General features: G+C 44.7%; 10 protein-coding genes. 3 read left to right on the top strand and 7 right to left on the bottom strand.

The genetic code is table 11. From position 1 onward, the window contains the following. Positions 1-52: 52 nt before the first annotated feature. The 5 genes from QUB77_RS21515 to QUB77_RS21495 all read right to left on the bottom strand — a co-directional run bounded on the left by QUB77_RS21515 (position 53) and on the right by QUB77_RS21495 (position 5,457). Entirely contained in the window at positions 53-1,441 is a 1,389-nt protein-coding gene (locus tag QUB77_RS21515; RefSeq protein WP_333176938.1) for a cytochrome P450, read from the bottom strand. Positions 1,442-1,517: 76 nt separating this feature from the next. Further along, on the bottom strand, positions 1,518-1,700 hold the full coding sequence (locus tag QUB77_RS21510) for a hypothetical protein (protein WP_333176941.1): 183 nt from the start codon (positions 1,698-1,700) through the stop codon (positions 1,518-1,520). Positions 1,701-1,714: 14 nt separating this feature from the next. Continuing rightward, the gene (locus QUB77_RS21505) at positions 1,715-2,212 is read right to left on the bottom strand and encodes a GNAT family N-acetyltransferase (protein ID WP_333176944.1); all 498 of its coding nucleotides are present in this window, start codon (positions 2,210-2,212) and stop codon (positions 1,715-1,717) included. A 91-nt stretch (positions 2,213-2,303) separates the two neighbouring features. Further along, entirely contained in the window at positions 2,304-2,900 is a 597-nt protein-coding gene (locus QUB77_RS21500) for a tRNA isopentenyl-2-thiomethyl-A-37 hydroxylase MiaE (protein ID WP_333176947.1), read from the bottom strand. Between the two features lie 376 nt (positions 2,901-3,276). After that, positions 3,277-5,457 carry a tetratricopeptide repeat protein gene (locus QUB77_RS21495; protein WP_333176950.1) on the bottom strand — a complete coding sequence of 727 codons (2,181 nt, stop codon included), beginning with the start codon at positions 5,455-5,457 and terminating at the stop codon, positions 3,277-3,279. Positions 5,458-5,556: 99 nt separating this feature from the next. On the opposite strand from QUB77_RS21495, the gene QUB77_RS21490 reads away from it, so the two are divergent. Beyond that, complete coding sequence (locus QUB77_RS21490; protein ID WP_333176953.1) at positions 5,557-6,222, top strand: glycosyl hydrolase 108 family protein; 666 nt, start codon at positions 5,557-5,559, stop codon at positions 6,220-6,222. A gap of 307 nt (positions 6,223-6,529) precedes the next feature. Here the strand turns inward: QUB77_RS21490 and QUB77_RS21485 are convergent, their stop codons facing one another. Both QUB77_RS21485 and QUB77_RS21480 read right to left on the bottom strand, forming a co-directional pair. Further along, positions 6,530-7,066, bottom strand: coding sequence for a GUN4 domain-containing protein (locus QUB77_RS21485; RefSeq protein WP_333176955.1), 537 nt, complete (start codon positions 7,064-7,066; stop codon positions 6,530-6,532). A gap of 199 nt (positions 7,067-7,265) precedes the next feature. Next, positions 7,266-8,960 carry a S8 family serine peptidase gene (locus QUB77_RS21480; RefSeq protein ID WP_333176959.1) on the bottom strand — a complete coding sequence of 565 codons (1,695 nt, stop codon included), beginning with the start codon at positions 8,958-8,960 and terminating at the stop codon, positions 7,266-7,268. 603 nt (positions 8,961-9,563) lie between these two features. Between QUB77_RS21480 and QUB77_RS21475 the strand changes: the two genes are divergently transcribed. After that, entirely contained in the window at positions 9,564-10,694 is a 1,131-nt protein-coding gene (locus QUB77_RS21475) for a serine/threonine-protein kinase (RefSeq protein ID WP_333176961.1), read from the top strand. 558 nt (positions 10,695-11,252) lie between these two features. Then, positions 11,253-14,762, top strand: a complete 3,510-nt coding sequence (locus tag QUB77_RS21470) for a PAS domain S-box protein (RefSeq protein WP_333176963.1) — start codon at positions 11,253-11,255, stop codon at positions 14,760-14,762. Positions 14,763-14,869: the final 107 nt, after the last annotated feature.

The following is a 14,869-nucleotide window of genomic DNA, read 5'->3' as shown; positions in this document are numbered from 1 at the left end:
CGTTGCATTAGTATCATCTAATGCCTGAGCGATAGACCAGATTTGATAGGATTCAACTGCGACCCTTTACTACCAAACGCACACCACCAGCCGGTGCCATTGTAAAACTGCGGTGTACCGGCAAAACCGGACGATTTTCTGCAAGTTCTAAAGAGTATCGTGACAGCACTTTCGCCACTACTAACTTCATTTCAAACATTGCAAATGCCGTGCCAATACAGCGGCGGTTTCCTCCCCCAAACGGCAAATATTCGTAAGGCGAAAATTGCCTTTCTAGAAAACGTTCTGGTTTAAAACGCTTAGGTTCCGGGTAAATATCAGGACGCTGGTGAACCAAATAAATGCAGGTAGAAAGTATCATTCCTTGGGGAATATTATAACCCATTAACTGCATCGGAGCCTGCAGAAGGCGCGGAAATGCAAAAAATAGCATCGGATAAATCCGCAGCGTTTCGCAACATACAGCATTCAAATACGGGAGTTTACTTATTTCCGCCGGATCGCAATTTTCGACATCAATAGAATTGAGTTCTTGGAGCAGTTTTTCACGGACTTCTGGGATGTAGTGAATCCAATACAAAGCCCAGGCCAAAGCTGTGGCTGTAGTTTCGTGTCCTGCGAATAAGATTGTCATTAATTCATCCCGCAATTCAACGTCGCTCATCGGCTGTCCTGCTTCGTCAAGAGCTGAAATTAACAAGCTCAGGATGTCTTCTCCTAATGGTTGAGATAAAGTTTTGCGTTCGCGGATTTCTTGATAAAGCAGTTCATCTAAACGCTCTCTTTGTCGCACAAATCCTCCCCAAGGGCTCCAAGCACCTAAATCTTTTTGCAACGACTTGATAAACAAAAAGGTAGCGCTTAATGGATTGCTAAACAGGCTGAACATATTAGTAATTAGTTGCTGAATTTGCTGGTAGCGTTCTCCTTCGCTCAGCCCGAAAACCGTGTGCAAAATTACTTCCAAGGAAATTTCCTGCATAGTTGATTGCGCGATTACCAAGTTACCAGGAGTCCAATTATTAATTACTTTTTCCGTGGTATTGCAGATGATTTGTCCGTAAGTTTTCATGCGTTCACCGTGAAAAGGTGGCATTAAAAGTTTGCGCTGCTGCAAATGTCGATCGCCATCTAATAAAAATAACGAATTCGCTCCTACTAAAGGTAGCCCTATCTGATTTACTGTACCGGATTTAAATAGTTGGGAATGGGATGTAAAAACTTCTTGAATAGCTTGAGGATTGCTAATAATTACTTGGGGCGGAAAGTTGCTAAATTTGCTGGTAAAAAAATCGCCGTAGCGCTGATAATTACTATCTAAATAATACAGAGGATTTAAAAGTCCCCGCACTGTCTGAACAAATCTAGCGTCTTTAGGGCCGTCTAGCAATTTGTTGGTAGCATGATTTTGAGAGGGAGAGTTTTCTGTGGGGATAGTCATTTGTTTTTCTCATAGTTTTAGGGTTTTACAGGACTAATCAAAGCATATGTCTTATTTCAAAAAACTCTCAAATCCCTCAGCTATTGAAAAATAGTACGCGGTAGGCATCATAAATTAGTACGGCAATAGTAGGATACAGAGTAACTCCCTGGCCAAAAGCTCGTTCTATCGGCTCTTTGAGATAGCCTATCCAAAACGCTATTCTTCCTAAAACAAACAAACTTGCCAAAAGTTGATTGAAACTGAGTAAATAAATCATTGTTTACACAAACCTTATTGTAGGTTTTTTCTACCTAGAGATTTTACGTAAACCCGATCGCACCTTGGCGTCTCCACACCAGTTGTCGGTAGATATCCGCTATTTTCGTACATTTTCACAGCTTCTTTGAGAATGCTAGCAGTTTCAATCCAGATTTCATCAAAGCCGCGAGCGATAATTTTACTTTCCAATTCTTGCAGTAAAAATTTCCCCAAACCCTGTCTCCTTGCTGCGGGCAAAATATACATTTTGCGAATTTCCACAGCATTATTTCCGCGCTCAATCGGATAATAAGCCGCCGTACCCACTATTTTATCCTGCCGTTCAACTACCCAAAATTCCCCGCCTTGATTGTGATAATGTAGTTCTACATCATAGACATCTCGATCGGCCCCGTGAGGTTCGCATTTTAACCCGTACTCTGCTAAAACGTCTCTAATTAAATAGAACGCCTCAGCGCGATCGCGCGTTTCCCAGGAACGAATAAAAAAATCCAGATGTTGGGTTTTCATTGGTTGTTGCAACGTATATTTATTTTTTGACTTTAGCAACTGTAAAATTACTAATTTTTTGTGTTTTACAGTCTTTAAGTGCACCTAGCTTTTAACTGTGAATTCTCGGTTCGGGATGAAGAGTTGCCAGCAACTCGCTCTCTACTAATGATAATTCCTCCAGCCTGTCAATCACAAGAGTGCGATCGAAATAAGTTGTTGCCAAAATCCAATATACCCCGTAATGGCGCGCCTCCGAAGCCATCAAACTGCGGTAAAACTTAGCTAATTCCGCGTCGGGACAGCGATCGCCCAGCAGCCCCAACCGTTCGTGACTGCGCGCTTCTATCAAACCAGAAACCAACAAAGAATCCAAAAGTCTCTCCGGTTCCTGCTTGCGAATTTGGGCGGACAAACCCGCACCGTAGGGAGGTGCAGCCAAAGGGCCTAAAGCAATGCTGCGCTTTTCTAACCGCTGGTTGACTTGCTCGAAATGCTCTAATTCTTCGCGGGCGATCGCCGTTAGCATCCTCACCAATTTTTCCCTGGCGGGGTAGCGAAACATTAAATTTAACGCTACTCCCGCCGCTTTCCGTTCGCAGTGAGAATGGTCTAATAAGATTGTATCCAAATGGGCGATCGCCTGTTCTACCCAAGCTTCCGAAGTCGGCTGTTTCAAAAACTTAATAGTTGGCAGTGTTGAAGTCATACCATTTTAGATTTTAGATTTTAGATTAGGAATGACTGCTTCGATAAGCTGTTTTGCATTTAAATTGTATGTTGAGGGCGGGCTAGAAGCCCACCGCACAAGAGTGAAAGTTTATTTTACCATGCAATTTAAATGCGAATTAGCTTATGGGTTGAGTTCCTGTATATGTAGGGTGCGCAATGCGCACCTTACCTATGGGTTGAGTTCCTGTATATGTAGGGTGCGCAATGCGCACCTTACCGCGTAATTATTTTGATTTAAACTCTTGTGGGGTGGGCTTCTACTCACTCAAAGTTAAAAATCAATGCACAACAGCTTAACAACCTAATTAGGTAAGGCTCCATGCACACCGTACCTTACCCCTATAAATAGCGCATCAAACCACTTTACCTAATTTTTCCAAGACCGAATACATATCACCAGCAAACTTTTTCGGATTCCACAGGGGCGACAAATTGGCTGGCTCTTTAGATTTCACCAACTGTGCTTTAATTGCATTTCTCAATTCACGTTCTTTACCCAATTTTACACCAACTTCCACATATTCCGACCAAGACCAAGCCACACCAGTTTCAATTCCCAAAGCCTGCAAAAACGAATAACCCATTCTCGACAAAAATTGCTCTCCTGTGCGAGTCACCACTGGCAAATTAAACCACAAAGCTTCTAAAGTGTGAGTTCCTCCGTTGTAAGGATAAGAATCTAACAAAACATCGGCCAGCAAATAGATAGTTCTGTGTTCTTCCTCAGTAGCAAACCTCGGCAAAAACTTAATTCGGTGCTTGCTCACTTTTTCTGCTTCGCAAGCTTGGTGATATGCAGCCTCAAACACCGCAGCATCGCCTAAAGCTTTGTGAATTAAGATACTGTTTGGCACTTGTTTGAGAATCGCAATTTGGGCTTTTACCAACTCGTAATTGAATTTTCTGCCGGGTGCCACGCACAGGTAAACTATCTGATCCAAACCGATCCGATGCGACCTTCTCAATACAACGGGATCTGCTCCATATCTCTGAAAACCCGACACCGCTACAAAGGAATCCGGCATCCTAATTAGCTGCTCGTCATAATATTTTTCCCGCCCTGCTGGGTGCGAGTGCCAGTCTGTAAGAAAGTAATTTTCCGGCGATAGGTAAGGGGCGTCAAATCCCAGCCAAGAAACACAAACTGGTGCGGGTTTTTGGTAGAGAATGTCAGCGTGAACTGGTACGCTGAGAGAATCTAAATCAACTAAAACGTCCAGTTCATCTTGCTGAATTTTGTCGATAATTTCTGCGGAATTGGCAAGTCCGTTCGGGTAGGTTGTCGGAAAAGTCAGTTTGCCCCAAGTTTCAAATTGCTGAGTGCGATCGTCAGGAACAATTCTTTCGGAAGCGTACAAATAAACATTCGGTGTGATGTCGGACAATTCGCGAATGATGTCAGCGCTGCACCAACCTACAGAATGGCGGCTGAAGTGATTGGACAAAAAGCCGATTTTTAACTTGCTGGATGGAACACTTGGTTTGAAACTGTAATTGGCGGGTTGAGAAAAATTAGGTTTAATACATTGGTCGATATACTTTTGGGCAATTAATCTGTAAAGTTGTGAGTTGGCTTCCAAGTCATCTCGCAAATAGGGCGTGCTGAATAACAAGTTTGCATAAAGCGATTTAATTTCCACCGGGCTAGCGGTTTCTAAGTTTTGCTGCAAGTACGACTCTAGCTCTAAAAATCGATCGCCCGCAATTTGATTTAATCCCGACACTTGATAGGTGCTGATGAAGTAAATCGCGGTCATAATTGGATCTGTCTCGCCACACATTTTGCTGTATTGGTGCACGGCTTGCCGCGCGGCAGCTAAATTGCTAGTATCTCTGAGGATGCCGCACAAATGTTGGTGGGCAGAAATAAAATCTGGTTTAATTTCTAGGGCTTTTTGAAGGTTAGGTATTGCGTCTTTAAATTGACCTTGGTGGCGCAAAACTCGCCCAATTTGACAGTATGCTTCGGCTAAATCGGGTTTAAATGCGATCGCCTGCTGCCATGCAGCCACCGCCTCATCTAACTTCCCTTGCCGCGCTAATTTATCTCCTAAATTTAAGTGAAAATCTACCTCAGCAAGCTGGGGATTGAGTTCGAGAGCTTTTTGCTCGTATGCTACCGCTGCATCCTGCTGCCCCTGCTGCTTCAGTGCCCCTGCCAAATTCCAGTAAGCAGCAGCCAAATTCGGTTTAAGTTCGATCGCCTTTTCGTAATTGACAATAGCCTCCACCAAATGCCCTTGTTTGTAGAGCATACTGCCCAAATTAGCATAAGCCTCAGCAAAATCGGGATTCAGAGCGATCGCCTCCGAATAAAACCGCATCGCTTCCTCAATTTGGCCGCTTGCTTGCTGCACATTGCCCATTGTCACGTAAGCCGCCGCCCAATCCGGTTGCAATTCCAGAGCTCGGCGACAAGCAGCGACGGCTGCTGCTAAATTGCCTTGAGAGTAATATGTTTCTGCAACGACTGTCAGCGATGCAGCATCTTCTAATTGGGGTGTTTCGGATTGGTTGGGAAAATCGGAATTCATTTGGCGGCCTATCTGTGCTATCAAGTTAAAGGTTGAATCTATATTATTTTGAAGAGTAGCAGTTTTAGCGGAATTACGGGCGATCGTCACAGAGAATTTATGAGCGACAAGCAAGCGACACAGCGCCAACATAACATTAAGTGGAAACCAAACCTCCTGCTGGGGATACTCTTGTTAACCTTAGCAATCCCCTTACCCTTTGCCCAAAAGACTTTCGCACAGCAGCAGCAGACAGCCAGCTTTCGGCAGAAATTATTTCAAACGGCTCTTTATTTCACCCTCTATTTTGAGGGCGGATTCAGCAATCACCCAGCCGATAAGGGCGGCAGAACTTATCGGGGCGTCTTGCAAACGGAATACAACGCCTACCGCTACAGTCGCGGGCTTCCGCCCCTCGACGTGACGCAGATGTCGGAAGCAGAGCTCCTAGAAATTTATCAATATTACTGGGATTCGAGCCTCTCGGGCACGATGCAGCCGGCTTTGGCGATCGTCATGTTTGACACCGCCGTTAATTTCGGTATTAATAACTCAATTACCTTTCTTCAGCAAGCATTAGGATTGCCGCAAACGGGAGTTTTTGACTCGCGCACCAAGGAAGCGCTGAAAGGGGCAAATAACAGAAATACTGCCCTGCAAATGATTAACGAACGAATTATTTACCGCTACAAAAGGGTGCAAGAAGATCCGACTCAGATGGCTTTTTTCCGGGGTTGGCTCAGTCGCGATTACAGTTTGTGGGGGTATGTAAATAAGATTAAGTAGTTGACTGTTGGCTGTTGACTGTTATTTCTTGTTCTATATTTGTGGAACAGACATCTTGCCTGTGTTGTATAAATGGCGTTGCTGATTTACGGTATGAATAAACTTTTCTCCAACGTTACAAAACTCACCATACTTGGCCCATAGCAATTGGGAAATTTTTAATTCATACCTGTATTCAGCCAAACCAGCTTTTTAAAAGAAGCAGAAGTATGAAAGCAAAAGAACGTAAAACGACCTCGCGCTTTAGATACCCGACTTCTTTAAGAAGTCGGGTATCTGAGTATTCTGTTTTTTTAGGTTTGTTTACTTACTTGCCGCAATTAGCAAAAGTAGAGAACAAGTTATAACCTTGAACTTTCGACGCTTGCCATGTATTACGCCGATCGCCAAAAAAACTTGTATCTCTACCAACGTAGTTTTGCCAACCTAATGCAGCAACAGTTGGGTACTGAGCGGGAAAATCCCCTAGCAGAGGAGTTTCTCGCGAGTCAAGTTTCCATCCTACCTTTTTGCTAAATTCTTTAATTTCTTCTTCGCAAGTTTGACAATTTAAACCCTTCCCCGTCTGTTGCCAAATCTCTAACTGCGGAGTGAAGCCGTATTTATTATTGCTGTGTTGCATCCACAATTGGTCGATCGCGCGGAGGTTCGGACAAGACGTGGGGTTGTTGCGGAGTAAAGAGACGGTTTCGCGATCGGCGTCGTCCCATTTCTTAGCTTCTAATAAGGTTTGTAGTTGCCTGAATTCGCTGCTCGTTTCTTGTGCGCGAGCCCGAAAAGCTGGCTGCAAAACTGCAACCGATACGGTGATTAATGCGAGGGTTGTTTTTCCAAGTTTAAACATGATGCTCCTCTGAGTAAAAGCGATTTAGCAAATAATTCGTTTTGGTTGACACCGATGCCACAGGTAAATTGCCCCCACTATAGCGGTTCTCAAGACTCGTGAGGTACGCGCTTACCAATTCCCAATTCAGGGAAGGGGAAGGAACCACCAGTGCATCGGTACATCAATACCCAGGTGTATCTTATTTACCCGATAGATGCTATACAGTCAACCCATTCCGATTAGCTGTTGTCGTCAAAATGTACTCAACTTGACCCGGAGTTAAATTCGGATTGGTATTCAAAACTAAAGCCGCTACACCCGCTACCTGTGGCGCTGCCATAGATGTGCCAGTTAGGATGTCATAGGTGTCATAGGGAGTTGTAGAATAGATGTCTACTCCCGGAGCAACTACGTACTCCAAAGGTGTGGAACCCGCACGGTTCGAGGTGTCAGGCATCCTGCCGTTTATATCAATACTGCCCACTGCAATTCCCCAGCGATCGGCATTACGAGCTGGATAATCAGGTTGGCTAAAACCCGAATTTCCCGCTGACATAACCACAACAGAGCCTTTGTTATTTGCATACTCAATTGCGTCATTCTCATCGTTGGAAGGGTAAAACTCATTTCCCAAGCTGAGGTTAATTACATTTGCTCCATTATCAGCAGCATAGCGGATTCCAGCAGCAACATCATTACTATAGGCGTCACGAAAGCTGTCTATCACTCTGATAGGCATAATCTTAGCATTGGGCGCAACTCCTGTGATGCCAAAATCATTTCGTTCCGCAGCGATCAAACCTGCTACGTGAGTCCCGTGACCGTAGACATCCAAATCGATTGGGTTGTTGTCGTTAATTACAAAATCCCAACCCCGAATATCATCAATATATCCGTTGCGATCGTCATCGATGCCATTTGCCGCAATTTCATCAGCGTTCTGCCAAATATTGTCATCCAAGTCAGGATGGTTGTAGTCAACGCCAGTATCGATGACAGCTACAACAATCCCATTTCCTGTAATGTTCTGATCCCAAACTTCGGGCGCATTTATTGCGTCTAGCCCCCAATTATTCTCGCTCAAATTAGGAACATCAGGGAAGAGAGTTGAGCTGTTCAGGGTGCGGGTAACTGCTGCATTTGCATTCACTAAACCGTAGCCGTAATTGCCATTAAAAACACCGTTAGGTGTAGGAATATCTGGCAATACAGGAACAGGTCTTGCCGAAAGAGTCAGGTTGTAATTGGTAGAGCCTAAGTAGCTAGAGACTTCGACATAGTATGTCCCTGGAGCCAGATTGGATAAATTAATCACATCCGGGATGGTGTCACTCTCACGAGAGGAGCCAATTCTTTCACCAAAATCAACAACACCGTTGCGGTTTCTATCTTGAATTAACCATACGTCAGCATCCGCCCTCAAACCGTCGAGACGCAGGCTAAAATTGCTATTAGTGTTGATATCGAATCGGTAGAAATCGTCGAGATCGCCTGTCCCCACGAACTCTGTTAAGCTGATGCTACCGTTCTGAACGCCAACAACATTACGAGCTGTAAAAAGAGAGTTATCTGAATCGGAAAAATTAAACTGAGAGGCAGATATCATTCCCGTTAGCGGCTCTATGTTTGCGCTCGCTGACTGTGACTGCGGTTTGACTTGAGCATCGCTCACAGAGTAACTGAAGCCAGCGCTGGCATTAGGTACAATAAAATCCGTAGTTTGTGTCTGTTGGTCGGTGCTGAATGCTGCTAGATTAGTCAAGCTAGATTCAGCACTATAACTAGAAACCTTGAATGGATCGATCGCTCGGTTGGGCAAGTCGTTGTTAACCGGAAATGCTGATGTGGCGAGATCCTTTGGCTGTTGAATGAAAAAAGGGCGATCGGTAGGATTCGTGTAGATGCCTAACATAAGTTAAAAAAATTGTAATTTTTCCAAAATGTGACGTTGTTTGTAGTAATGACTTTAGTTTTTAATCTCCATTGAAGAAGACTATGCGCCCTCACTACAAACCTATGAAAAATGATGAAAATTCCTCAATTGATATCCTGCAGCTTGGAAGTTGAGTGGGGGTTATATCTTCCACAAAGCCTCAGATAGCGTTGGAATTCATGGCGTGGGATTGGCGCTAGACCACGTAACGCTTTCAGAGGTATTGTCACCCATTAACCGGGGCGGTTAGAACGGGTATATTTTTAAAAGCATCATAGATTTAGTTACCTTGAAAATTTAATTTGTATCATAACCCAAACTCCTTAGAATGTCAATTCATAAAGTTCAGAACTTAAAGTCATAAAAGTCATATTTGTAAAAATATATTTAAATAAGTAGACAAACTATCAAAGTAAAGTTAAATCATGTATAAGCTAAATACAGCAGTTTTCAGTTGCCCGATTGCAACGCAATGGGTACTGGCTAATTGGTGAATGGAAAGCTGTACCTCATCCCCGGCAAGTGGCTATTTTAGAGAAAAAGATGTGCAGAGCGTGTACAAGTAACTTAAGACATGAAGCTATGACAGTAGAAGAAGCAATATTGTTTTTGGACAATCTGGTATACGAACAAACGGAAAAACACCTGAGTCGGTTGCAGCAGTCGATAATTAGAGGCGTTGTAGGGGGTTTGACCTATCAAGAAATTCAGCAAAACGATCCGATCGCCCGCGGGTACACAGTGGGCTACCTGGGGCGGTATGTCGGCTACAACTTGTGGAAATATCTCACCAAGGTACTGAGACAAGCAGGAATTCTTGGCGAAGAAGAAAGAGTAGTCGGAGCAAATCTTTGGGACTGCATCATGAGATCTGTACAAAAAGGCACACAACCAGCTAATTCTGTCGATCCCATGTTACAAAAGCTGCTGCGGATGCGTTACCGAATTAGAGAACATTTGGTCACCACCGAGTACAGCGATACCTATCTGGCTGAAGATGAAAATTTGCCCGATCGACCTTTATGCCTCGTCAAGCGCCTGAAAAGCCAGTCTGAGAGAAGCAGCCGCCTATTCGATCGAGAAACGCGGCTTTTATATCGATTGGGCCAACACGATCGGATACCAGAATTGTTAGCTCGCTTTGAAGAAGATGGATATTTTTATTTAGTCTATCAATTCATCGAAGGGCAACCCTTGTATCAAGAACTAATCGAAGGTCAACCTTGGGAAGAATATCAGGTTATTGCTTTGTTGAGAGATATTTTGGAAGTGCTTGTATTCGTTCACAAACAAGATGTAATTCACCGTGACGTTCACCCTCAAAATTTAATCAGGCGCACATCAGATAACAAAATTGTATTAATTGACTTTGGGGCGGTTAAAGAAATCAACACTTCACAAAACAGCATAGGTCAAACGAAATCGCGCGGCGGTACTCAGCAAGACTACATTCCCCCCGAACAAGCCATCGGTTCCCCAAAATTGTGCAGCGACATCTATGCTGTCGGGCTCATCGGGATTCAAGCTTTGACAGGAATGCGCCCGAAACAACTCAGAGTTGATAATTTAGGGAATCTCATCTGGCAGAAAAATGCAAGTGTCACCCCGGAGTTGGCTCGCGTTTTAGACAAGATGGTGCTGTACGCTTTCCCCCAGCGTTACCCCTCAGCAACCGAAGCTTTGGAAGCACTTCAAAATTTGGGAGTTAGTTAACAGTTAACAGTTGACAGTTGACAGTTGACAGTTGACAGTTGACAGTTGACAGTTACCAAATTCGACTTTAATATCCCCTCTTTAGTCCTTCTCTGCTGGGACTTTGTTTGACAAGGAGCGGTTTCAACCGCCGAGTCTTATATGTTCTGCCGATCGCACTTTCCACAGCGACAGCAGCCGGTTTACAATGCGAGTGATCTGGTTACAGAGTGATTCATCCGCTACCATTATCCCTTGATGTACTGAGTAAAAACACTCCGTTTTGCCGATGAATCGGGAGCCAATTTCCGATATCCAAGGGACAATGAACAAGGAACAAGGAATTTTAAAAAAAATTCCCCACCAAAAAAAATATTGAATTCTGCCGGATGCCTTCTACATAAGAGCCTTCAACTTTCATTTGACTATCCCTCTAAAGTTAGATAAAATAATTCATATTTTATGGTTAGCAGATTTGAGAAAATCTTAAGCAGCTTTGTATAGTAGGCAACAATATCAGAAGAGTGTTAATTGTTACCTTAGATACGTAGAAACCCAATAATTAGAGGGATCGAGAAATTGGAAGTTTTTGAACGAGCACAACAACGGCAAACGCCCTCAACCCGAATGGCTGCTGTGCAGTCTTTTTCCAAAAAAGCGAGTATTGCAGTAATGGCGATCGGCTGTACAGTCCTTTTGGGTTGGATATTCGATCTGCAAATGTTAAAAAGCATTCTGCCCGGACTCGTTACCATGAAAGCCAATTCTGCGATCTGCTTTATTTTGGGCGGGTTTTCTCTATTCATCCAACAGATCCGGCGCGCAAAATTAAGAGCAAGAAAGTCTCAAAAAAAATACAAAAACTTAATTTTACTACCATCATTCTTAATTATATTAATTAGCCTATTAACCCTAGTTCAATATAGTTTTAATTTAGACTTAGGCATCGACCAACTGCTATTTAAAGAAAGTTACACCCTGACAATCACCGGAACACCCGGACGCATGGCACCGAATACTGCGGGTGCTTTTTTATTGCTGGGAACAGCCCTACTGCTGCTATTAGAACGTCGGCCTAAATATCTGCGGATTCAAATCTTAAGCTGTTCTGCATTTTTAATTGCATATATGGGTTTGATAGGCTATTTCTACGACAAAGCTTTATTTTACCAAATTGGCAATAATACAGGAATGGCTTTGCACACTTCCGCAGCATTTATGTTGCTGAGCTTCGGCATTTTATTTGCCAGTCCAGAGCGAGGATTGATCGCAGTAATGACGAGCGATCGCGCGGGCGGCATCATGGCGAGGCGCTTGTTACCACGGGCAATCATTATCCCGCCTTTAGTCGGTTATTTCATCATATCGGGAGAGCGGTTACAAGCCTACACGCCGGAGGTAGGGATATCGCTGTTAAGCATATTGAACGTGATTATTTTTACAGTTCTGATTTGGCAGAATGCCAAAACTCTTTGCAGCGCCGACCGGAAGCGCTATCGAGCGGAACTGGGACTGAGGAAAGCTAAATCAGACTTAGAAACTCAAGTTGAGAAACGGACGATGCAACTGCAAATCACTAACGAGCAATTGCAGCAGCAAATTTTCGATTCTCAAACAACAAAGCAAGCGCTTCAAAAAAACTATAACCTGTTGATGGCAGTCATCAACAGTACGCCGACAGCCCTATTCGTCAAAGATGTGCAGGGCCGTTACCTAATGCTTAATGCTGCGGGAGCCAGTATAATTGGCAAGTCTGTAGACGACATTGTAGGCAGAGATGACAGGGAGTTATTTCCGCCGGAAATTGCGGCCAATATTAGGAAAACAGATCTCCCAATTATGACAGCGGGAGAAACGCAATCAATCGAAGAAAAACTGCCAGTTAAAGGCAATTTGCGGATATTTCTTTCTACAAAAAGTGCTTACTGGGACGGGCTAGGAAATATCAGCGGTATAGTTAGCATCGCGCGGGATATTACTGAGAGCAAACAAGCCGAAATCGCCAAAAGCAATCTGGCAGCAATTCTGGAAGCAACGCCGGATTTTGTAGGTATCTGCGACCTCGAAGGACGCCCCATTTACATCAACAAAGCAGGTCGAAAAATGGTGGGTATAGGCGAAAACGAAGATATATCCAACCGACAAGTTGCAGAATTCACGGCAGCGTTAGCCCGCAGCACTTTGAATCAAGGGATCGCCACCGCTGTTTCCGGGGGTGTTTGGAGTGGAGAAACAGCCTTCGTGTCAGCATCGGGACTCGAAATTCCCGTCAGCCAAGTTATCATCTCCCACTCCGCACCGGGCGGCAAACTCGCATACATTTCGACGATCGCCCGCGACATCAGCGATCGCAAACACGCTGAAAAAGCTCTGCAACTGTCTCAAGCTCGTTTCGCCGGCATTGTAGAAATTGCCGACGACGCGATTATTTCGGTGGATGCTGAGCAAAAAATTATCCTGTTCAACCAAGGTGCAGAAAAGATTTTCGGGTGGACGGCTGCTGAGGCGATCGGGCAATCCCTGAGCCTGCTGTTGCCCGAAGCTTTTGCCACCCCTCACAGTCTCCTCGTCAGCAATTTCGGCGGCGGCGTTAAACAAGCCCGAAACATGGGCAGCCGCAAAGAAATTTTCGCCTGCCGCCGAGACGGTACGCAATTTCCCGCCGAAGCTTCTATTTCCAAACTCGAAGTGGCAGGCGAAATCATATTCACAGCTATTTTGCGCGATGTGACAGCCAGCCGGCAAGCCGAAGAATCTGTGCGTCTGAGTGAGGAAAGATATCGATCGCTCGCAAGGGCCACGGCGCAACTGGTATGGATGAGAGACGCCCAGGGAAAGCCGATCGCGCCGATCGACTGGATGGCATATACAGGTCAAAGTTTGGAGGAAGCTACAGACAACTGGGTTTCGGCAATTCACCCAGACGATCGCCCGATCACGGCGCAAGCTTGGATGCGCGCAGTAGAAGCCAAAAGTCTCTACGAAGTCGAGCACCGCTTGCGGGCCGCAGACGGCAGCTACAGACACTTCTGGGTGCGCGGAGTTCCAGTTTTAGCAGCAGACGGCAGCATTCGCGAATGGGTGGGAACTCACACCGACATTAGCGATCGCGTCCAAGTTTTGGAAGCACTCAAGCAGTCCGAGGGACAGTATCGATCGCAAGCAGCCGAGCTCGAAAAAGCTGTCCGCGAGTTGCACCAAGCACAAACTCAACTAATTCAAACCGAAAAAATCTCTTCTCTCGGGCAGCTAGTCGCCGGCGTCGCCCACGAAATTAACAATCCGATTAACTTCATTTACGGCAACATCACCCACGCCAGCCAATACGCCACAGACTTGCTCGGTTTGCTCCATCTTTACCAGGAAAAATACCCAAATCCCGTCCCAGAAATTGTAGAAGTAGCCGAAGATATTGAAGTTGATTACTTAATGGAAGACTTTACAAAGATTTTGGAATCAATGAAGGTAGGAGCCGATCGCATCCGCGACTTAGTTGTATCCTTGCGTAACTTTTCCAGACTCGACGAATCGCAGATGAAGCGAGTAGACATTCACGAAGGAATCGAAAGCACTTTGCTAATTTTGCAGCACCGCATCAAAGCTAATGTACTTCGTCCGGCTATTGAGATTATCAAAGAATACGGGACTTTTCCAAAAGTCGAGTGCTATGTAGGTCAGCTAAATCAAGTATTTATGAATATTTTAGCAAATGCGATCGACGCCCTCGAAGAGTACAACAGCAAGCGTTCTTCAAAAGAAATATATTGTCACCCCAACAGAATTCGGATTAGCACCAGTGCGAATTCCGACACAGTAACAATTCGGATTGCCGACAACGGCATGGGAATCAATCAAGAAGTTATTGGCAAGTTGTTCGACCCATTTTTTACTACTAAACCCGTCGGCAAAGGCACAGGCTTGGGACTGTCAATTAGCTATCAGATTATAGTTGAAAAACACCGAGGTAAATTGCAGTGTATTTCCGCGCCCGGGGAAGGTGCAGAGTTTGTCATAGAAATTCCCATTTGCCAGAAAGTATCGCCCCAAACAGCGGAAAACAGTCAGTTGGCAGTTGTTAGTTGTCAGTAGTCATTAGTCTAGTTCTGGAGGCATAACCTCTATCTGTAGGGTGCGCAATGCGCACCGGTGCGCATTGCGCACCCTACTAACTGTGGGTAATATTAATTCCGATGCCA

The organism is Microcoleus sp. AT9b-C3 (assembly GCF_036705485.1).
Classification (GTDB): domain Bacteria; phylum Cyanobacteriota; class Cyanobacteriia; order Cyanobacteriales; family Microcoleaceae; genus Microcoleus.
Note: the sequence above shows the minus strand (reverse complement) of the source record. Positions and strands in the feature narration are given on the sequence as shown.